Consider the following 18,405-nt stretch of genomic DNA (forward strand, 5'->3'; position numbering starts at 1 on the left):
CCGCTCACACCACTTACAGATGTACTCCAAATCCGCGAAATACTACGACGCGATCTACAGCTTCGTCGACTATGCCAGCGCCAGCGCGAAGCTGCGGGCGCTGATCCAGGAACAGGCTCCGAATGCGCAGTCGCTGCTGGACGTGGCGTGCGGCACGGGCAAGCATTGCGAATTCATCGACCGCGATCTGGCCATGATCGAAGGCCTCGACATCAGCCCTGAGTTGCTCGAGGTTGCCCGCGCGCGGTTGCCCCATCGCACCTTCCACCAGGGCGACATGGCCGCGTTCTCACTGGGCAAGACCTTCGATGTCGTGACTTGTCTCTTCAGCGCGATCGGCTATGCGGAAACGCTGGAACGCATGCAGGCGGCAATCAGGAACATGGCCGCGCATGCGGCTGCGGGCGGTCTCGTGGTCGTCGAGCCCTGGTTCTCTCCGCAAACCTACTGGAGCGGACACATCACCGCCAACCACGTCGATGAAAAGGACCTGAAGATCAGCTGGATGTACATCGCGCAGAAGGTTGGTCTGGTTTCCGTGCTCGATATCAACTACCTGGTGGGCACGCCGCAAAGCGTCGATCACTTCAAGGAAGAGCACCGATTGGGCCTGTTCACCCACGAGCAGTACCTCGACGCGTTTGCGGCTGCCGGCCTGGAGGTGAGCTACGACGCGAAGGGGCTGGTCGGGCGAGGCATGTATGTCGGCCGCCGGCGCCAAGGGGGTTGACGCGGACATCCTGCCGACGCTCTGCCGCAATCTGAAAAATGAAAAGAAAGATGCGCTGATTCTATTTTTGCGACACGGCCTTCCAGAATATTTCCCAGACTTTTTCTGCCGTATCGGGTTCGCAGTCGTCGTAAACGGGCAGGCATACCGTATTGTCTGAAAGAAAAGCCGCCGCCGGAAATGATTCGGCATCGGTCGCAATGGGCCCGAGAGGGTGGTAGTAGCGTCGAACCTGCAAACCCGAAGTTGCGCACAAGGCGACGACACGGTCGGCACTCTTTTCTTTGGGAAGTCGAATTGGAAAGCATTGCCATGGCGCAATTCGCTCGGAACCTTCGGCGCAAAAAGTCACGAGGCCGTGCTTCATTGAAAATCGATTGAGCTTGGCAGCGTAATCCTGCCTTTCCTTGATTCTGGCGGGAATGTCCTCGAGCGTTGCACATGCCATCGATGCGGTAAGTTCGTCCATTTTTCCATTGAAGCCGCTGCCGCGAGAAATTCGTCCATCGGCCCACAGGCCGAAATTCAACGCCGACCGCAAATCGTCCTCGTACCGGGCGGGTGCCACGATGAGCCCTCCTTCGCCAACCCCGAAGGGTTTCGTCGAGTGGAGGGAAAAAACCTCGATGCTGTCCGGCAAGCTGTAGTCGGAAATAACTTCTTTCGTGACTCCCAGTGCAGCCGCGCCATCGACGATGAGAGGAACGCTCGATTTCCTGCACGCCATTTCCAAAGGAGAAAGGTCCGACCATATGCCGTACGGACGCACTGCGATCACGGCACGGCAACCTTTATTCTGAACTGCATCTTCAACGCCGCCCGCGTCAAGTACGCCGGTTCTGGGGTCGATATCGCCGAGCACGACATCCAGGCCAGCCGCCCGCACGGCGGAGGCGGTTGCCGCAAACGTGAAGGCTGGAACGAGCACCGCGCCCTGCACCCTGAGAGCCACGAGCGCCGCGGACAATCCGACCGTGCAATTGGCGCAAGTGATGGGCTGGCGCCCGGGAAAATATGATTTCAATGCTTCTTCGAAGCAATAGGACACCGGGCCGAAGTTCGAGAAATACCCGGCCTGACGCGATTTTTCGAAATATTTCTCCAGTCTGCCGAGCGCTGGAAGCTTCGGTTTCACGAATGGATATTTGTACTGGGAAGGAATTTCCCAATGACTGAAACTGGGTACACTTGCAGGCTGTAGATTGGTCATTGGGGTGCGATCCAGGGTAGGGAGTTCCGGTATGGATTCGAATTCTTTGGTAATAAATTTTACCTCGATATCGCATCTTGAAGTGCTCTCCACGCGCCGGGGGATTGCATTTCGTGGCGCAAAAGGTACCGCTACCGATCGCTCCTTTTCAGTTTCGTATTGACTGCAGTCTGTAGTCATTTTTGTAGACCACGCCGATGACCGAAGAAAAGATTGGTTTTGAACATCTCACGCCAGCGAGTCACGGAGTGACTTACCGCGAGTTGCGGGCAGCCCAGGCATCCAGCGCGCTTTCGCCGCTCTTCACCCTTGGTGGCGTTCCCGCTTCAGTTGGCCAGTTCTATTACGGCGAGCAGCATCAGCAGCCCGTGGGCGTGTTCGAACTGGAAGAAGTCGACGTCACCTCGCATGGGTTGATCGCGCGAGATGGACGTTTCTTGGTGTCGGAACGCATGAATATGAGCGAAGATGCCGTCAGGGAGTGCGCTCTCTATGGTGAGCTCAGCGCGCATCGCGCACCTGCGCACTCCATCGCCGAGCCGGTTGTCATGCTGGCGGGGCCGGGCCATCTGATCTGGGGCCATTGGATCGCGGATTTCCTGCCGAAGCTGTTCGTCCTGCAGGCTGCGGGTATAGACATCGATCGTGCGCAGTACCTGATTCCGCGCAACACACCTGCGTTCGCGCTGCAACTGCTTGCCCTCCTGGGTATCAGCGAGAAGCAACTCGTCAGCTATGAGCCCTACGCGGAGACGCTGCACCTGCGCCGGCTGATCGCGCCCACGCTCACGCGGTGCGCGAGCCGTGCTCATCCCGCGCTGGGAGAGGCGGCGAAGTTTATGCTCGCACGGATCGAGGCTGGAAACGGGCCGCTGGTGCCTCCGCCGGACTGCGAGCGCATTTTTCTATCGCGCCGCGCCGCTGGCCGGGACGGCAGGATGCTGGTGAACCGCGAGGATGTCGAAACCTGGGCGCAAGCCGCAGGCTTTCGCATCGTGCAGCCGGAACAGATGCCGCTGCTGCAGCAGATCGCCTTGTTCAAGGGGGCGCGCCAGATCATTGGCGAATATGGCTCAGGCCTTCACAACAGCATCTTCTCGCCAGCTGGGGCGGTGGTCTGCGCGCTCAGGGCAAGCGCCATCCATCCTGGTTTTCTCCAGTCGGGCATCTGCCAGGCGATGGGGCAGGCCATCAGCTATGTCTTCGGCCCGGCTGACGCCGCCGACGTGGAGCAGCGTTTCGAGATCGACCGGCCGGACTTTGAGATGGCCTTGCGTCTGCTGCAGTTGCACGCAGCCGATATCGCCAAGGCCTCGCCCGGTGTGCAAGCTCTACCGCCTGCCGCACCAACGCCCGGGCACTTCGCCGAGCCCCTCCGCGCGCTGCTGCGGCGCCTTCGCCTGAAGGGAGCAAAGGCGCCGAGCGCTGGCGGGAGCGCCGCAGGGTAGTCAGGGGGGCGGTCCGGCTCGCCGATACGACCCCGGTGCACCACCAGTCCACGCCTTGAAGGCCCGCTGGAACGCCGCGCTGTCGGCAAAGCCCAGCTCCTCGGCCAGTGCCGCGAGCGGCACGGTGCTGGTGTTGAGCCGCACGATGGCAAGGTCGCGCCGCAACTGGTCTTTCAGCGCCTGGAACGATGTGCCCTCGGTCGCCAGGTGCCGCTGCAGCGTGCTGACCGACATGTGCAGCACGCTCGCCGTGGTTGCCAGATCGGCCCATGCCGGGCGGTGCTGCTGCAGCACCGCACGCACCCGCGCGCTCACCGCCTGCTCGGCCAGCCGCGGCAGGATCACATTGGCCGGCGCGGCCGCCAGAAAAACCTGCATCTCCTGCGCGTCGCGGTGCACCGGCGTTTCGAGCGCGCTGGCGTCGAACCACACGGCCGACAGCGGCTGGCCGAACTGCAGCGGCCCCGGGAACACCTTGGCGTAGCCGTCCGCATAGGGCGGCAGCTCGAAGCCGAAGTCGAAGCGGCGCGCCACCAGCCGGCCGCCGTGCAGCCACGCGAACAGCCGCCAGTACACCCGCAGCATCAGCTCGTGCAGAAAGTTCTGGTGCGTGGCGGGCTGGATGTTCAGCCTCACGCCGAAGCCCGCGAGCGGGCCTTCGTGCAGCAGCACCAGCGAGAGGTCGTCCTGCAGCAGGCTGAAGGTGTGGGCCACGCGGCGCAGCGCCACCTCGAAGGTGCGCGCACCCAGCGTGGAGCGCGTCATCAGCGCAAAGCTGCCGCAGCGCAGGCGCCGGGTGAGAAAGCCCAGCGCTTCGTCGTCCATCCGGTCCATCAGCAGTGCGAAGAGCGCCACGTACTGCTCGGCGGTGATGCGCGCGCCGTTCTCGTCGAGCAGCGCGGGGGCAATGCCCGCGTCTTCCAGCGCCGTGTCGATGTCGACCAGCGCCTCGCCGCCGCGCGCGCGAATGCCCGACAGCATGCCGTGGACGAAGGCGATCGGAATGGTGACGGGCGGTTGCAGCATGAGTCCTGTCGATTGACGTTTTCTGCCATGCGATCGAAGCGAAGTGCAATCGCCGGGCAGCCGCCGGATTTCTACCATGCGGCTACACAAGAACGAGACGGAGACAAACCCATGTACCTCACCCAGGGCCTTCACCGGGCCGTGCAGCAGCGCCCCGATGCCATTGCCGTGCGCTTTGCCGGCCGTGCACGGAGCTTTCGCGACTTTGCCGAACGGGTCGCACGCCTGGCCGGTGCGCTGCAGCGACTGGGCATGCAGGCGGGCGACCGCGTTGCCATGCTGTCGCTCAACTCCGACCGCTATCTCGAGTACCAGATGGCCGTACCCTGGGGCGGCGGGGTGCTCAACCCCTGCAACATCCGCTGGTCGGCTGCCGAGATTCTTTACTCGCTGGAAGACTCGGGCTCCAGCATCCTGCTGGTCGACGAGACCTTCCGGCCGGTGGTCGAGCAGATGCGCGGCCAATCGAAGAGCCTGCGCGAAGTCGTCTACTGCGGCGACGGCCCGATGCCGCCCGGCATGCACAGCTATGAAGGCCTGATCGACGCCGCCCAGCCGGTGCCCGACGCCGTGCGCCGCGGCGAAGACCTGGCCGGCATCTTCTACACCGGCGGTACCACCGGTTTCCCCAAGGGCGTGATGCTGAGCCACACCAACATCTGCAGCTCGGCGCTCGCGGCGCAGGCAGAAGGGCTGGCCCCGGCCGGCGGCTGCTACCTGCATGCCGCGCCGATGTTCCACCTGGCCGACATGGGCCTGGCCACGCCGCACTGGTTTGCGGGCAACACGCACGCGATCATTCCGATGTTCACGCCCGAGGGCGTGCTCAACGCCATCGAGCGTGACCACGTCACCAGCCTGCTGCTGGTACCCACCATGATCCAGATGCTGGTGGACCACCCCGCCATGCGGGAGCCGCGCGACCTGAGCAGCCTGAAGAACATCACCTACGGTGCCTCGCCAATCTCCGAGGCCGTGCTGAACCGCGCGATGGAGGCCTTTCCGGGTGTCGGGTTCGTGCAGGCCTATGGCATGACCGAGCTGTCGCCCATCGCTACGCTCAACCCCGCGTACTTCCACACGGCCGAAGGCCGCAAGCACGGCAAGCTGCGCTCGGCGGGCCGCGCCGCCGTGTGCATGGAAGTGCGCATCGTCGATGCCGACGACAAGGAGGTGCCGCGCGGCACCGTCGGCGAAGTGGCCGTGCGCGGCCCGAACGTGATGCAGGGCTACTGGAACAAGCCCGAGCAGACGGCGGCCGCGCTGCGCGACGGCTGGATGCACACCGGCGACGGCGCCTACATGGACGACGACGGCTTCATCTTCGTGGTCGACCGGCTGAAGGACATGATCATCAGCGGCGGCGAGAACGTCTATTCGGCCGAGGTAGAGAACGCCATCAACCAGCATCCCGCGGTGGCCGCCTGCGCTGTCATCGGCATTCCGAGCGAGGAGTGGGGCGAGGCGGTGCATGCCGCGCTGGTGCTCAAGCCGGGGCAGGCAATCAAGCCCGAGGAGCTGATCGCGCACTGCAAGACGCTGATTGCCAACTACAAGTGCCCGCGCAGCGTGGCCATCCTCGACGCGCTGCCGCTGTCGGGCGCCGGCAAGGTGCTGAAGACAAAGCTGCGCGAACCCTTTTGGCAAGACCGCCAGCGAGGCGTAGCCTGAGCCTGTCTGTTTTCTTATTCGAACCTCCAAGGAGCCTCTCATGAGTCAAGACGTCTATGTCGTCGGGGTCGGCATGATCCCGTTCACCAAGCCGGGCGCGAACCAGCCCTATCCGCAGATGGCCGCCCATGCCACGAACGCCGCGCTGAAAGACGCCGGCATCGGCTACGAGCTCGTGCAGCAAGCCTACGTGGGCTACGTGTATGGCGACTCCACCGCCGGCCAGCGCGCGCTGTATGAAGTGGGCATGACGGGCATTCCGGTCATCAACGTCAACAACAACTGCTCTACCGGCTCGACCGCGCTGTTCCTCGCGCGCCAGTCCGTGGCCAGCGGCGCCGCCGACTGCGTGCTGGCACTGGGCTTCGAGCACATGAGCCCCGGCGCGCTCGGCGCGGTGTTCAACGACCGGCCCAGCCCCTTCGACCATTTCGAGAGCATCACCGACGAGCTGGTCGGCAACGAGCAGGTGCCGCTCGCGCTGCGCTACTTCGGCGGCGCGGGCCTTGCGCACATGCAGCAGTACGGCACGCAGATGTCGACCTTCGCGAAGATCCGCGCCAAGGCCAGCCGCCATGCGTCGAACAACCCGGTGGCGCTGTTCCGCACCGTCGTCACTGAAGACGAGGTGATGGCCGCGCCCGTCATGTGGCCCGGCGTCATGACGCGGCTGATGGCCTGCCCGCCCACCTGCGGCGCGGCCGCGGCCATCGTGTGCTCGGCCCGCTTTGCCGAGCGCCACGGGCTGGACCGCAGCGTGCGCATCAAGGCGCAGGCCATGACCACAGACCGGCCCATCACCTTCGAGAGCCGCGACATGCGCGAGGTGGTCGGCTTCAGCATGGCGCAGGAAGCCGCGCAGAAGGTGTACGACGCGGCCGGCGTCGGCCCGCAAGATGTCGATGTGGTCGAGCTGCACGACTGCTTCGCGCACAACGAACTCATCAGCTACGAGGCGCTGGGCTTGTGCCCGGTGGGCGGCGCCGAGAAGTTCGTGGTCGATGGCGACAACACCTATGGCGGCAAGGTAGTGACCAATCCGTCGGGCGGGCTGCTGTCGAAGGGGCATCCGCTCGGGGCCACGGGGCTGGCGCAATGCACGGAGCTGGTTCAGCAGCTTCGGGGCACAGCAGACAAACGGCAGGTCGAGGGTGCGCGGATGGCGCTACAGCACAACCTCGGGCTGGGCGGCGCCTGCGTGGTGACGCTCTACGAACGCGTGTGAGGGCTATCAGATGATCGACAAGAAATGGATCGGCCACGAGCTGCCGCCTTCGGTGCTGCCCATCGAGCGCAGCCGCCTGCAATTCTTTGCCAAGGCCATCGGCGAGACCGACCCCGTCTACACCGATGCCGCCGCCGCGCGTGATGCCGGCTACCCCGACCTGCCCGCACCGCCGACCTTCCTGTTCGCTGCCGAACTCGACTCGGGCGCGTCCGACCGGTTGCTGGCCGACCTGCAGATTCCGCTGTCCAAGCTGCTGCACGGCGAGCAGGGCTTCAGCTACCACCGGCCGGCCTGTGTGGGTGACACGGTGACGGTGCGTTCCACCATCACCGACATCTACGACAAGAAGAACGGTGCGCTCGAATTCGTCATCAAGACATCGCGCGCCACCAACCAGCGCGACGAACTGGTGGCCGAGCTGCGCACGGTGATCGTCTGCCGCCATTGAAGGAAGGAACCCGCACCGATGAATGCCCTGACCTACGACGTCGTGAACATCGGCGACGAGCTGCCTTCGCTGCAGCTGCCGCCTGTGAACCGCACCACGCTCGCGCTGTTCGCCGGCGCCTCGGGCGACCACAACCCCATTCACATCGATACAGATTTCGCGCGCAAGTCGGGCATGCCCGATGTGTTCGCGCAGGGCATGCTGGGCATGGCCTGGCTCGGCCGCCTGCTCACCCAGTGGGCGCCGCAATCGCAGCTTCGGCGCTTCGACGTGCGCTTCCAGGGCATCACGCACCTGGGGCATGCGGTGCGGTGCAGCGGGCGCGTGGTCGAGAAGCTCGAGCACAACGGCGAGCGCTGCGTGCGCGTCGAGGTGCTCAGCGCCAACCAGTATGGGCAGACGCGCATCGCGGGCGAAGCGCTCGTCGCGCTGCGCTGAGATCAACCGAAGAAAGACCAGAGACATGACACTCAAGCTCGGCGGCAAGGTCGCCCTCATCACAGGTTCGGGTCGCGGCATCGGCCGGGCCATTGCGCTCAAGCTCGCATCCGAAGGCGCGCGCGTCGTCGTCAACGACCTCGATGCCGGGCCGGCTGAAGAGACCGTACAGGCCATCCGTGCTGCCGGCGGAGAAGCGGTGGCCTGCGTCGGCAGCGTGGCCGCACCAGACTTTGCCGAACGCTTCATCGGCACCGCGGTGAACGAATACAAGGGCCTCGACATCATCGTCAACAACGCCGGCTACACCTGGGACAGCGTGGTGCAGAAGATGACCGACGAGCAGTGGTACGCCATGATCGACGTGCACCTGACAGCACCGTTCCGCATCCTGCGCGCGGCGCAACCGGTGATCCGCGCGCTGTCGAAGTCCGAGACCGAGGCGGGCCAACGCGTGGTGCGCAAGGTGGTCAACATCTCGTCGGTGGCGGGGTTGTTCGGCAACGCGGGGCAGGCCAACTATTCGACCGCCAAGGCCGGCATCGTCGGCATGACGCAGACGCTGGCCAAGGAGTGGGGCCGCATGAACGTGACGGTCAACTGCGTGGCCTTCGGCTTCATCCAGACGCGGCTGACCGCAAGCACCGCCGAAGCCACCACCGCGAACATCGAGGGGCGCGAGATCAAGGTGGGCATCAACCCGGGGCTGCTGGCGATGATGGAGCAGTCCATTCCGCTGGGACGCGGCGGCACGCCCGAAGAGGCCGCAGGCGCGGTGTACCTGCTGTGCGCGCCCGAGTCCGACTACGTGAGCGGGCAGACGCTGATGTGCACCGGCGGGCTCACAGGGGTCTGAGCATGAACATCAGCGAAGGCATTGCCTGGGGCGTGGAGGAGGGCATCGGCCGCATCGTGCTGAAGCGGCCCGAGCGCGCGAATGCCCTTGGCTCCGCGAACGGTCGCGCGCTGGTGCAGGCCATCGACGAAGTGCTGGCGCAGAAGCCGCGCGTCATTCTGTTGACCGGTGAGGGCAGGGTGTTCTGCGCCGGCGGCGCCATCGATGAATTCGTGGCGGCCGGCGAAGCGCTGCCTGAGCTGGTGAACGAGATGCTCGACAGCCTGCACCCGGCATTGCTGCGCCTGTCGAACAACCCGGCGCCGCTGGTCGTCGCGGTGAACGGAGCGGTAGGCGGCGCGGGCGTGGGGCTTGCGCTGTGCGGCGACTTCGTGCTCGCCGCCGAATCGATGAAGCTGCGCACGGGCTACGCGGCCATCGGGCTGTCGCCGGATGCGGGCGCCTCGTACTTCCTCGCGCGTCGCGTGGGGCCGGTGCGTGCGCAGCAACTGCTGATGCTGAGCGACGCCGTCGACAGCCAGCGTTGCCTGGCGTGGGGTGCCGTCGATGCGCTCTACGCGGATGCCGAACTCGCAGCCGCCGCCGAAGCACTCGTCACGCGGCTCGCCCATGGCGCGAGCGGATCGTTCGCGGCAATCAAGACCCTGTGCGCCGGTGTGCCGGGTCGGCCTTTCGATGAACACCTGGCGCTGGAGCAGAAGCTGCTGCGCGAACGTGCCGGCAGCGCCGATGCGCGCGAGGGCGTGGCGGCCTTCGTCGACAAGCGCGCGCCTCGCTTCACCGGTCGCTGAGGCGCAGCGCCTGCATCGCGTTCGCCGCGCCATGCGGGCGGGATGCGTGCAAGAATCTCCGAGGCGCTTTCGCTTTGCGCCCAGCCCACGGAGTTTCTTCTTGAGTCTTGTCTCCACGACCTCGCTTCGGTACTTCGCCGAAGTCGTTCGCACCGGTTCGATCAGGGCGGCTTCCGAGAACCTGTACGTTGCGGCATCCGCCATCAGCAGGCAGCTCGCCATGCTCGAGGACTCGTTGGGCGCACCTTTGCTGGAGCGGCGCCAGGGGCGCGGCAAGGTCAAGCTCACGGCGGCCGGCGAGATTCTCATGCGATACCACAAGAACGTCGTGAAGGAGTCCGGGCGGCTGCATTCCGAGATCGAGGCACTGCAGGGTCTCAAGCGGGGCCACGTCAATTTCGGCATGCCCGAATCGTTGACACGCGACTTCATGCCGCAGTTCTTCTCCGGCTTTGCCAAGCGCTATCCGGGTATCTCGTTCAGCGTGAAGGTCAGCGGCAGCCCTACGCTGGCGGAGATGCTGCTGGAAGACGACCTCGACGCCTGCTTCACCTTCGGCGACATCGCGTTCCAGGATCTTTCGACGGTCTATACGCGGTTGCTGCCGCTGTACGTGCTGGTGCCCACCGGGCATCCGCTCGAGGGCTACAAGTCGCTGCGGCTTTCGGATTGCGCCGAGTACAGCCTGTCGTCGCTCGACTCGTCGCTGTGGGCCAAGCAGCAGTACGACGAGATGCTCGCCAAGGCGAAGATCCGGCCGCGCATCGCGCTGGAAACCAACTCGTACGAACTCATGCGCAACGTGGCGGCCGAGGGCATGTGCCTCACGTTCACGACCACGCCGCTGGAAGACCCGTTCGGGCGTCCCAGGGCGGGCTCCTATGTGCCGTTGAAAGACCCGCGCGCCAGGCCGCAGCGCCTGGCGCTGTGCGTGCACAAGGGCCGCAGCCTGCCGATACCGGTGGCCGCATTTCTCTCGGAACTCACGGTTGCGCTGGAAGAGGCGGAGCAGCGCGCCGAACACCGGCGGCCCGCCGCCTGAAGCCCTTACCCCGCAGCAGCAAGCTCTGCAGGCGTCTTGTACTTCTGAACGGTCGCGAACCGCCGCACGAGGTAGTCGCCCGACTTGATGGGCGCATGCGTGGGCTCGCCTTCGCCGGGCGCGAACTCGGGCAGGCAGGCCACGGGCGTGTCGTAGTCGAGGTTGAAGAAGGTGGGGATCGAATAGCGCTCCTTGCCCGTGCGATTCGCGACGCGGTGCCTGTTGGACACGTAGACGTCGTTGGTCCACACCTTTACCAAGTCGCCCAGGTTGATGACCAGCGTGCCTTCGACGTAGGGCGCGGCCACCCACTCCCCGCCGCGCGTACACAGTTCAAGGCCGCCGATAGGGTCTTGTGCCAGCACGGTCAGCATGCCGTAGTCGGTGTGCGCGGCAGCGCCGAGCTCCAGGTTGGTGAACGACTCCTGCGGCGGATAGTGAAAGAGCCGCGACTGCACCATCGGCTTGGTGGCGTACTGCAGGAAGAAGCCTTCCTCCTTGCCGACAGCCGAGGCGAAGATCTTCAGCAGGTTGCGGCCGAGCTCGATGGTGGCGTTGAAGTACGCCATGGCCGCGGGCTCGAGCCAGGGCTTGTCCGCAGGCCAGCGGTTGGGGCCGTGCAACGGCCGTCCGTCTGCCACGTCGGGGTCCGTCAGCGGCAGGTCCATGCCGAGTTCGTAGCTCTCCTTCAGGTCCGGCTTGTGGCCCGGATGCTGCGTGACGCCCATGGGCATGAAGCCGCGCCGGAAGCGCTCGTCGATCCGGTCCTTCAGGCGCTCCTCCATCGGCAGCGACATGTAGCGGCGGGTGGCGTCGAACACGGCGTCGATCACTGCCTGCGGCACCCCATGGTTCCTGACGTAGAAGAAACCGGTGTTGGTGCATGCGGCCTTGAACTGCTCGACTACCGGCCCGATCGGGCCGCCGGCCAGCCACGGGCCCAGGTCGAGAATCGGCATTTCTTGCGCGGAGGCCCTGCGGGGTGCCTCGAGCTTCTGTTCGTCTTGGATCATTGCGTTGCTCCTTTGTAGGGGTTGTGTTGTTGCTTCATGTACCGCGAGACAGGTCGGTGAACGCGTCCGCCCAGAACACCACGCGCCGCGCAATCGCCTTCATCAGCCCATGCAGCACGATGCCGATGGCCGAGAGAACGATGAGGATCGCGAACATGCCCGCCGCGTCCATCGAGAAGTTGCGCTGCAGGATGAGATAGCCCAGCCCGGCCTGGGCGCCCACGAACTCGCCCACGATCGCGCCGATCACGGCCAGCACGATGCCGATGTCGAGCCCCGCGAACACATACGGCAGCGCATGCGGCAGCCGGACCATGCGGAACACATGCCAGGTAGACGCCGTGAATGCACGCATCAGGTCGATCTGGTCCCTGGGCGCCGAGCGAAGCCCCACGATCGTGTTGGCGAGCACCGGAAAGAACACGATGGTCGCGGTGATCACGACCTTCGACGTGGTGTCGAAGCCGAACCACAGCACGAACAGCGGCGCCACGGCCACCTTGGGCACGGTCTGGAACGCGACGACGTACGGGTAGAGCACCAGTTCGAGCAATGCGCTCTGGCCGATCAGCGCGCCGAGCAGGAAGCCCGCGAACGCGCCGAGCGCGAAGCCCGCAAGAATCTCGTAGAGCGTCACCCACAGGTGCGGCCACACCTCGCCCGACGAGAAGACGTCATAGATGGAGCGGGCCACGCCCGCGGGCCCCGGGAAGATCAGGTGCGAGATGCCCAGCGCGCTCACCACGAGCTGCCATGCGGCCACCACGGCCACGAAGACGGCCACGATCAGCGCCTTGCGCCGCGTGGGCGTGAGCCACGGCGCGGGCGGCTCGAAGTCGATGTTCTCGGTGCTCATCAGTCGAGCCCTCCACTGGCGTTGAGGTTGGCCCGGATACCGCGGACATGGCTGCCGAACCGCTCGGTGTTGATGAGATCCAGCGTGCGGGCGGCGGGCAGGTCGACGTCGATCACCTGCGTGACGCGCCCGGGCCGCGGCGACATGACGATCACGCGGTCGCCGAGGAACACGGCTTCCGGAATGCTGTGCGTCACGAGCATGATCGTGGCGCCGGTGCGTTCGCGCAGCTTCAGCAGCTCGACGTTCATGGTCTCGCGCGTCATGGCATCGAGCGCACCGAAGGGCTCGTCCATCAGCAGCAGCATCGGGTCGTTGACCAGTGCCCGCGCAATGCCCACGCGCTGCTGCATGCCGCCGGAGAGTTCGCCGGGGTACTTGGTCTCGAAGCCGGCCAGCCCCACCAGATGCAGGTAGTGGAGGGCGCGCTCGCGCGCGACCTTGGGGTCGCGTCCCTGGATCTGCGCGGGCACCAGCACGTTGTCGAGGATGTTGCGCCACGGCAGCAGCACGGGCGCCTGGAACACCACGCCGACGTCGCGGCTCGGCCCGGTGTGGCGCCGCCCGCCGAGCTCGACCGTGCCGCGGCTCGCGCGCTCCAGGCCGGCCAGGATGCGCAGCAGGGTGCTCTTGCCGCAGCCGCTCGGGCCGACCACGGTGACGAATTCGCCGCGTTCGACGCTGAAGCTCACGTCGTGCAGCGCGACCACATCCGCGCCGTCCTTCGACCGGAAGGTCTTGTGCAGGCCTTCGAAGCGGAACGCCGGGACTGCGCCCGATGCTTCCTGCAGCGTCGTCCGTCTTGGCGGAAATTGGACGATTGCGTTCATGCCGGTGCCTGCTCCGCGCCGTGGGCCACCCATGCATCGATGGCGCGGAGCGCTGCGCTGCGTTGCGGTGGCGTGATGAAGGCGGCCTCGAAGCTGTTGCGCGCCAGGCTCACCATGTCGTCGCGCCCGAGGCCGAGCGCCTGCTGGCACGCGAGGTAGTTGTCGTTGACGTAGCCGCCGAAGTAGGAGGGGTCGTCGGAGTTGACGGTCACGCACAGGCCCGCGTCCATGAGCCTGCGCAGAGGGTGCGCGGCCATCGAGGGCACCAACTGCAGCTTCAGGTTGGACAGTGGACACACCGTGAGCGGAATGCGCTGCTGTGCCAGTTGCGCGACGAGCGCGGGGTCGTCGAGACAGGCGTTGCCATGGTCCAGGCGCTGCACCTGCAGCAGCTCGACCGCCTCGCGCACATAGGCGGCCGGGCCTTCCTCGCCCGCATGCGCCACCACCTTGAAGCCGCGTTCGCGGCAGCGGCGGAAGAACTCGGCGAACTTCGACGGCGGGTTGCCCACCTCCGCACCGCCAAGGCCGAAGCCCAGCAGCCGGTCGTACCAGGGGCGCAGGTCGTCGAGCAGCGCAAGCGCCTCGTCCTCGCTGCGGTGGCGCTGCACCACGACGATCAGGCCCGAGCTGATGCCGTCTTCGGCCTGCGCGGCTTTCATGGCGCCGAGCACGCCTTCCATCACCACGGCCAGCGGCACTGCGCGGCTGGTGTGGCCTTGCACGCCGAGGAACATCTCCGCATGCAGCACGCGATCGGCGTGCGCGCGGCGCAGGTAGTCGCGCGTCACGTCGTGGAAGTCCTGCGGCTGGACGAGCACACGGCAGCCGTCGTAGTACAGGTTCAGAAAGTCCTGCAGGTCGGTGAAGCGGTAGGCGGCGCGCAGCTCTTCTTCCGTCTGCCAGCGGATGGCCACGCCGTTGCGCCGGGCCAGCCGCAGGAAAAGCCCGGGCTCGATCGAGCCTTCGATGTGCATGTGCAGTTCGGCCTTGGGCAGGCCGGCGATGAATTGTTCGGGTGTCACGTCACAGCCCCTTGCAGGCCTTGGCGGCCTCGATGACGGCGTTGCGATCGAAGCGGTTGATGGCCTCGACGAAGCCGGGCTTCAGGTAGAGCATCGACTCGGGCGGCAGCGTGCGCTTGATCAGGCCGTCCTTGAGCATCGCTTCCTGCATGCGGCCGTAGGCGGCCGGGCTCATCGCGCCGATCAGCTTGCCGCCGTTCATGGTCTGTGCGTCGGCCATCGTCTGGAGTTGCGTCCGCAGGAGCGCAAGGTCCCATTTGGCGAGCGTGGCTTCGTCAGCACCCGTGGGCTTGGCGCCGGGAAAGTGCTTCCAGTGGATCTGGCGGGCGCACTCGGGATCGGTCTGTGCGAACAGCGTTGCCTTGGCCGCGCCGCGCGCGATGGCCTCGACCATCGCCGGGTCGGCGTCGATGGTCTTCTGCATGGTGGCGAAGGTGAAGTCGGGCAGCGAGCGCCACGACGGATCGAACAATATGCGCATGTTCGCGCCCGCGTTCTGGAAGCCGGTAAGCGCGGAGCCCCAGAACATCAACGCCTGCACGCGGCCCGCGCGCATCGCCTCCAGCGCCGGCGCGCCGGCACCGGTGGCGATGATCTGCACGTCGGTGTCGGGGTTGACGCCGTTGGCGCGCAGGTAGCCCTTGAGCAGCGGCATGCCGCCCGTGCCCAGGCTGAAGATTCCGATCTTCTTGCCCTTGAGGTCCGCCACCGTCTTCACGGGGCTGTCCTGCGGCACGCCTACGCCCCAGTCGATCACGCCCGTGCCCATGAGCCCGCGCACGGCGACGTTGTTCTCGGTGTTGGCCTGGATCAGCCCGGTGGAGTTGATCTGCGCGAAATCGACGCCGCCAGCCACCATCTGCTGGATGCCCTGCAGCGAGCCGCCGGTGGTGACGATTTTCACGTCGTAGCCCTCGTCCTTCCAGTAGCCCAGCGCGATGGGCAGCGTCAGCCATGGGTAGGTGACGTTGACGACCTGGGTGCCCAGCGCGATGGTCACGGGCTTCAGCGGCTTGTTCTGGGCCTGCGCCACGGTGGCAGACAGCAGGAGGACCAGGGCGGCGAGCGCGGCCGCGGCCCGTGCGGCAAAGCGGGCGGGGTGGGCGAAGGCGAGTTTCAGATGGGGGGGCATGAACGATCCTGTGTTGGTCGGATCGTTGCGAGATTAGCCCTGGGAACCAATCGCTGTGGATCAATATTCCGTCAGCATTGTTCTGATTTTTCGCACATTGAATCGCCCGGCTCGCATGCTGTTCCGGTGCGGTTTGCAGCGCGTCGTGCGAAGGCTTGTCCGCATGCGGCTGCTGTTTGCTAGTTGCTGTTGCGCTTGAACAGCTTCGCGATGCCCCAGAGCGCCGCGCCACCCGCCACCACGGCCAGCTTGGCGAACTTGGCCAGGAAGGCCAGGGCGATCGCGAACAGGCCCAGCTTCTTCACCGCCACGCCCGCCACCAGCGCGGCCAGGCCGTAGGCGGCGACCTTGTCGGTCGAGGAGTTGAAGTCCGCGTACTTCTTGCCGTCGTCGTACTGGATCGCGCCGAGCAGCTTGCTCGCGTCGGGCTTGTACTTGTCGAGGTCCTTCGCGTTGGTGATGAGGTTCAGGCTCAGATAGCCCTCGCGGCCCAGCGCGTAGGTGTTGTAGTTGACACCCTGGTTGCCGTCGGTGCTGCCCTTGCGCTGGGACAGGGCCGACCACACGAGGCGGTGCGATGCGGCCTCGTACTGCGGCTTCTGCGCCCAGCCCGTCACCTCGATGGCGGGAATGCCGCGCTTGGCGCGCTCCTCGTTGGCGGCCTCGGTGCCTTCCTTCAGGCTCTTGAGCAGGTCGTCGGCGTTCCAGTCCTTCGCATCGTCGTCCTTGATGTAGCCCTCTTTGACGAACTTCACGACGGCCATCCAGTCGGCGTCGTCGGCGGGGAAGACTACGCCGACGAAGGTGTCGTCGGTGCGGTTGCCCATGCTGCGCATCAACTGCGCGGCCGCTGGCGTCGGCACCCACACGTAGCCGGCGGGCAGCTGCAGGTGGGCCTGGTCGCGCAGCACAATGTCGGCGGGGCCGGCTTTCTGCACGGCCTTGGCGGCCTTGAATGCGGCGTCCTGTTCGGCTTCCAGTGAACTGGCGGTCGAAGCAGGGGCAGTGGTGGACGGGGTGGTTGGCGATGCGGCGTGAGCGGTGTTGTGCGCCACGAAAGCGGCGCACGCGAGCAGCACGCCGGCCGTCAGGCGGGCGGTTTGAATACGCAAGTTCTCTCTCCTCGGTTGTTGTCTGTTTGGCGAGCCGGGAGAGTTTAAGAGTTCAGGTATCGCTTCATTTGCGAAGCCATGATCTGCTCCTGGAGTGTGGCCGCCGAGGCCCGATTGGAGTGCTCAGCCGGCGCTGCGCGTGGTGGGCAGCACGACGGACACCACTGTGCCCTGGCCGGGCCGCGAGCGCAGCCGAACCGTCGCGCCCTGCAGATCGGCCAGCCGCTGCACGGTGGCCAGCCCAAGACCCAGGCCGCATCCGCGTGCGGCCGATTGCTCGGAGGCATCGACTTTGTAGAAAGCCTCGAAGACCCGTGCCTGATGCTGCTGCGCAATGCCGACCCCGGTGTCGCAGACATCGATGCGAATGCCTTCCCGATGCCGCCGCGCGCCCACGAGTACGCCGCCGCGGTGTGTGTGGCGCAGCGCGTTGCTCACCAGGTTGTTGAGGATCCGCGTGAGCATCACGCCGTCGCAGCGCGCCCATGCGCCGGTGGGGCGCACCACCAGCCGCACTCCCTGCGCCTCGGCCACGGCGCGGAAGTGATGCCGGACCTCGTCGAGCAGCGGATCGAGCGCCAGCTCGGCGCACCTGGGCGGTGTGCGGCCCGCCTCGATCTGCGTCAGATCCAGCAGCCCGGTCAACAGCCGATCGAGAAAGTCGACGGACTGGCGGATCTGTTCGATGCGCCAGTGCAGCCGATCGGCGTCGAGATCGGCGCTCGACAGCGCGTTCGAGAACAGCATCAGGGCTTGCAGCGGCTGCCGCAGGTCGTGGATTGCGGCTGCGAAGAGGCAGGCCTTCGCCCGGCCGGAGGTCTCGAGCAACTGGTTTTTTCGCAAGAGCTCGGCCATGGCCTGTTCGACAGGGGGCTGAAACTCCGGCGGGGGAGCACGCACCGGGAGCGGGACGCTGTCGAAGGTGTTCCTCCGGCGGTGCAACTGCGACGTCCCCTCAACCGGCACAGGCAAGGGAAAGCCGAAGAACCGAAGCACGTGCTGAAGCGAGTTCATACAAACATCTCCTAGAGCAGTCCCCTGCGGCGCGCCGCGATCAACGCGACGGTGGCGCAGCACACGAGGTTGATGGCCGAGATCGTGACGAAGAGACCGTCGCGCACGACCCAGGCGCCGTACATCACGCCGGTGAGGTTCGCGAGCACCCAGGAGCTCCAGGTCACGAGCGAGATCGCACGCGCGCCGTCCGTGCAGTGCCAGACAGCGACGATCTGCGGCACGTAGGTAACGGCGCGCACGGAGTTGGTCGCCAGGTAGAGCCAGCTCACGATGGACATCAGCGTGGCCGAAGACTGCAGATCACCGCCGGGGCTCATGTGATCGACTCCTCGGTGTGGATGGTGCCGTTCACGCCATAGGTCGATAGCTGGTCGCCGCATCCCGCCATCCAGAGGATCAGCGAGGCCAGCGCAACCACTGCGATCGCCAGCAGCCAGCGGCCGACCCTCGACAGGGTGTCGTCGGTGGGCCCGGATTGTGGGGTCATGCGCTTGTTCTCCTCTGGAATGTCATGCTTGTGCATGGGCATCCA

Annotated in this window: 20 protein-coding genes; 9 read left to right on the forward strand and 11 right to left on the reverse strand. The window is 65.8% G+C overall.

The genetic code is table 11. The annotated features are described in order from the left end of the window. The first annotated feature begins 19 nt into the window (after nucleotides 1–19). Nucleotides 20–730: a class I SAM-dependent methyltransferase gene (locus tag ACSFCA_RS33670; protein ID WP_435462542.1), complete on the forward strand. Its 711-nt coding sequence runs from the start codon at nucleotides 20–22 to the stop codon at nucleotides 728–730. A 61-nt stretch (nucleotides 731–791) separates the two neighbouring features. Here the strand turns inward: ACSFCA_RS33670 and ACSFCA_RS33675 are convergent, their stop codons facing one another. Continuing rightward, on the reverse strand, nucleotides 792–1,940 hold the full coding sequence (locus tag ACSFCA_RS33675; protein ID WP_435462543.1) for a DegT/DnrJ/EryC1/StrS family aminotransferase: 1,149 nt from the start codon (nucleotides 1,938–1,940) through the stop codon (nucleotides 792–794). Between the two features lie 197 nt (nucleotides 1,941–2,137). Here ACSFCA_RS33675 and ACSFCA_RS33680 point away from each other — a divergent pair, with 197 nt between their 5' ends. Then, nucleotides 2,138–3,388: a glycosyltransferase family 61 protein gene (locus ACSFCA_RS33680; protein ID WP_435462544.1), complete on the forward strand. Its 1,251-nt coding sequence runs from the start codon at nucleotides 2,138–2,140 to the stop codon at nucleotides 3,386–3,388. Here the strand turns inward: ACSFCA_RS33680 and ACSFCA_RS33685 are convergent, their stop codons facing one another. After that, nucleotides 3,389–4,414 (reverse strand): AraC family transcriptional regulator, encoded by a 1,026-nt coding sequence (locus tag ACSFCA_RS33685; protein ID WP_435462545.1) that lies wholly within the window; start codon nucleotides 4,412–4,414, stop codon nucleotides 3,389–3,391. A 111-nt stretch (nucleotides 4,415–4,525) separates the two neighbouring features. On the opposite strand from ACSFCA_RS33685, the gene ACSFCA_RS33690 reads away from it, so the two are divergent. The 7 genes from ACSFCA_RS33690 to ACSFCA_RS33720 all read left to right on the forward strand — a co-directional run bounded on the left by ACSFCA_RS33690 (nucleotide 4,526) and on the right by ACSFCA_RS33720 (nucleotide 10,888). Continuing rightward, entirely contained in the window at nucleotides 4,526–6,085 is a 1,560-nt protein-coding gene (locus ACSFCA_RS33690) for a long-chain-fatty-acid--CoA ligase (protein ID WP_435462546.1), read from the forward strand. Between the two features lie 40 nt (nucleotides 6,086–6,125). After that, nucleotides 6,126–7,310 carry a lipid-transfer protein gene (locus ACSFCA_RS33695; RefSeq protein WP_435462547.1) on the forward strand — a complete coding sequence of 395 codons (1,185 nt, stop codon included), beginning with the start codon at nucleotides 6,126–6,128 and terminating at the stop codon, nucleotides 7,308–7,310. Between the two features lie 10 nt (nucleotides 7,311–7,320). Further along, complete coding sequence (locus tag ACSFCA_RS33700) at nucleotides 7,321–7,761, forward strand: MaoC family dehydratase N-terminal domain-containing protein (RefSeq protein ID WP_093050690.1); 441 nt, start codon at nucleotides 7,321–7,323, stop codon at nucleotides 7,759–7,761. 18 nt (nucleotides 7,762–7,779) lie between these two features. Then, a complete protein-coding gene (locus tag ACSFCA_RS33705) occupies nucleotides 7,780–8,199 on the forward strand; it encodes a MaoC family dehydratase (RefSeq protein ID WP_435462548.1) in 420 nt (139 codons plus the stop codon). A gap of 25 nt (nucleotides 8,200–8,224) precedes the next feature. Next, nucleotides 8,225–9,055 (forward strand): SDR family NAD(P)-dependent oxidoreductase, encoded by an 831-nt coding sequence (locus ACSFCA_RS33710; RefSeq protein ID WP_435462549.1) that lies wholly within the window; start codon nucleotides 8,225–8,227, stop codon nucleotides 9,053–9,055. A 2-nt stretch (nucleotides 9,056–9,057) separates the two neighbouring features. Then, entirely contained in the window at nucleotides 9,058–9,846 is a 789-nt protein-coding gene (locus ACSFCA_RS33715) for an enoyl-CoA hydratase-related protein (protein WP_435462550.1), read from the forward strand. A gap of 100 nt (nucleotides 9,847–9,946) precedes the next feature. Further along, nucleotides 9,947–10,888, forward strand: a complete 942-nt coding sequence (locus ACSFCA_RS33720; RefSeq protein WP_435462551.1) for a LysR family transcriptional regulator — start codon at nucleotides 9,947–9,949, stop codon at nucleotides 10,886–10,888. Nucleotides 10,889–10,893: 5 nt separating this feature from the next. Here the strand turns inward: ACSFCA_RS33720 and ACSFCA_RS33725 are convergent, their stop codons facing one another. The 9 genes from ACSFCA_RS33725 to ACSFCA_RS33765 all read right to left on the reverse strand — a co-directional run bounded on the left by ACSFCA_RS33725 (nucleotide 10,894) and on the right by ACSFCA_RS33765 (nucleotide 18,360). After that, nucleotides 10,894–11,901 carry an isopenicillin N synthase family dioxygenase gene (locus ACSFCA_RS33725; protein WP_435462552.1) on the reverse strand — a complete coding sequence of 336 codons (1,008 nt, stop codon included), beginning with the start codon at nucleotides 11,899–11,901 and terminating at the stop codon, nucleotides 10,894–10,896. A 34-nt stretch (nucleotides 11,902–11,935) separates the two neighbouring features. Then, nucleotides 11,936–12,757 carry an ABC transporter permease gene (locus ACSFCA_RS33730; RefSeq protein ID WP_435462553.1) on the reverse strand — a complete coding sequence of 274 codons (822 nt, stop codon included), beginning with the start codon at nucleotides 12,755–12,757 and terminating at the stop codon, nucleotides 11,936–11,938. Further along, on the reverse strand, nucleotides 12,757–13,587 hold the full coding sequence (locus ACSFCA_RS33735; RefSeq protein WP_435462554.1) for an ABC transporter ATP-binding protein: 831 nt from the start codon (nucleotides 13,585–13,587) through the stop codon (nucleotides 12,757–12,759). The genes ACSFCA_RS33730 and ACSFCA_RS33735 overlap by 1 nt, the downstream gene beginning before the upstream one ends. Further along, entirely contained in the window at nucleotides 13,584–14,612 is a 1,029-nt protein-coding gene (locus ACSFCA_RS33740) for an adenosine deaminase (protein WP_435462555.1), read from the reverse strand. The genes ACSFCA_RS33735 and ACSFCA_RS33740 overlap by 4 nt, the downstream gene beginning before the upstream one ends. Nucleotide 14,613: 1 nt before the next feature. Further along, nucleotides 14,614–15,744 (reverse strand): ABC transporter substrate-binding protein, encoded by a 1,131-nt coding sequence (locus ACSFCA_RS33745; protein WP_435462556.1) that lies wholly within the window; start codon nucleotides 15,742–15,744, stop codon nucleotides 14,614–14,616. A gap of 179 nt (nucleotides 15,745–15,923) precedes the next feature. Continuing rightward, nucleotides 15,924–16,856 carry a DUF2167 domain-containing protein gene (locus ACSFCA_RS33750; RefSeq protein ID WP_093050667.1) on the reverse strand — a complete coding sequence of 311 codons (933 nt, stop codon included), beginning with the start codon at nucleotides 16,854–16,856 and terminating at the stop codon, nucleotides 15,924–15,926. A gap of 123 nt (nucleotides 16,857–16,979) precedes the next feature. Continuing rightward, entirely contained in the window at nucleotides 16,980–17,711 is a 732-nt protein-coding gene (locus ACSFCA_RS33755) for a sensor histidine kinase (RefSeq protein WP_435462557.1), read from the reverse strand. A gap of 170 nt (nucleotides 17,712–17,881) precedes the next feature. Then, nucleotides 17,882–18,190 (reverse strand): hypothetical protein, encoded by a 309-nt coding sequence (locus ACSFCA_RS33760; protein WP_258354108.1) that lies wholly within the window; start codon nucleotides 18,188–18,190, stop codon nucleotides 17,882–17,884. Beyond that, complete coding sequence (locus ACSFCA_RS33765; protein WP_258354109.1) at nucleotides 18,187–18,360, reverse strand: hypothetical protein; 174 nt, start codon at nucleotides 18,358–18,360, stop codon at nucleotides 18,187–18,189. Before ACSFCA_RS33765 ends, ACSFCA_RS33760 begins: the two co-directional genes overlap by 4 nt. Nucleotides 18,361–18,405 lie beyond the last annotated feature (45 nt).

The sequence above is a fragment of the Variovorax multivorans genome, assembly GCF_051216835.1.
In the GTDB taxonomy this organism is placed as follows: domain Bacteria; phylum Pseudomonadota; class Gammaproteobacteria; order Burkholderiales; family Burkholderiaceae_C; genus Variovorax.

Excerpts from the sequence above, each read along its gene's own strand:
- ACSFCA_RS33670 (WP_435462542.1), top strand. The coding sequence starts at position 20 with ATGTACTCCAAATCCGCGAAATACTACGACGCGATCTACAGCTTCGTC.
- ACSFCA_RS33710 (WP_435462549.1), top strand. The coding sequence starts at position 8,225 with ATGACACTCAAGCTCGGCGGCAAGGTCGCCCTCATCACAGGTTCGGGT.
- ACSFCA_RS33705 (WP_435462548.1), top strand. The coding sequence starts at position 7,780 with ATGAATGCCCTGACCTACGACGTCGTGAACATCGGCGACGAGCTGCCT.
- ACSFCA_RS33675 (WP_435462543.1), bottom strand. The coding sequence starts at position 1,940 with ATGACCAATCTACAGCCTGCAAGTGTACCCAGTTTCAGTCATTGGGAA.
- ACSFCA_RS33725 (WP_435462552.1), bottom strand. The coding sequence starts at position 11,901 with ATGATCCAAGACGAACAGAAGCTCGAGGCACCCCGCAGGGCCTCCGCG.
- ACSFCA_RS33695 (WP_435462547.1), top strand. The coding sequence starts at position 6,126 with ATGAGTCAAGACGTCTATGTCGTCGGGGTCGGCATGATCCCGTTCACC.
- ACSFCA_RS33765 (WP_258354109.1), bottom strand. The coding sequence starts at position 18,360 with ATGACCCCACAATCCGGGCCCACCGACGACACCCTGTCGAGGGTCGGC.
- ACSFCA_RS33715 (WP_435462550.1), top strand. The coding sequence starts at position 9,058 with ATGAACATCAGCGAAGGCATTGCCTGGGGCGTGGAGGAGGGCATCGGC.
- ACSFCA_RS33730 (WP_435462553.1), bottom strand. The coding sequence starts at position 12,757 with ATGAGCACCGAGAACATCGACTTCGAGCCGCCCGCGCCGTGGCTCACG.
- ACSFCA_RS33760 (WP_258354108.1), bottom strand. The coding sequence starts at position 18,190 with ATGAGCCCCGGCGGTGATCTGCAGTCTTCGGCCACGCTGATGTCCATC.
- ACSFCA_RS33680 (WP_435462544.1), top strand. The coding sequence starts at position 2,138 with ATGACCGAAGAAAAGATTGGTTTTGAACATCTCACGCCAGCGAGTCAC.
- ACSFCA_RS33700 (WP_093050690.1), top strand. The coding sequence starts at position 7,321 with ATGATCGACAAGAAATGGATCGGCCACGAGCTGCCGCCTTCGGTGCTG.
- ACSFCA_RS33755 (WP_435462557.1), bottom strand. The coding sequence starts at position 17,711 with ATGGCCGAGCTCTTGCGAAAAAACCAGTTGCTCGAGACCTCCGGCCGG.
- ACSFCA_RS33690 (WP_435462546.1), top strand. The coding sequence starts at position 4,526 with ATGTACCTCACCCAGGGCCTTCACCGGGCCGTGCAGCAGCGCCCCGAT.
- ACSFCA_RS33685 (WP_435462545.1), bottom strand. The coding sequence starts at position 4,414 with ATGCTGCAACCGCCCGTCACCATTCCGATCGCCTTCGTCCACGGCATG.
- ACSFCA_RS33735 (WP_435462554.1), bottom strand. The coding sequence starts at position 13,587 with ATGAACGCAATCGTCCAATTTCCGCCAAGACGGACGACGCTGCAGGAA.
- ACSFCA_RS33745 (WP_435462556.1), bottom strand. The coding sequence starts at position 15,744 with ATGCCCCCCCATCTGAAACTCGCCTTCGCCCACCCCGCCCGCTTTGCC.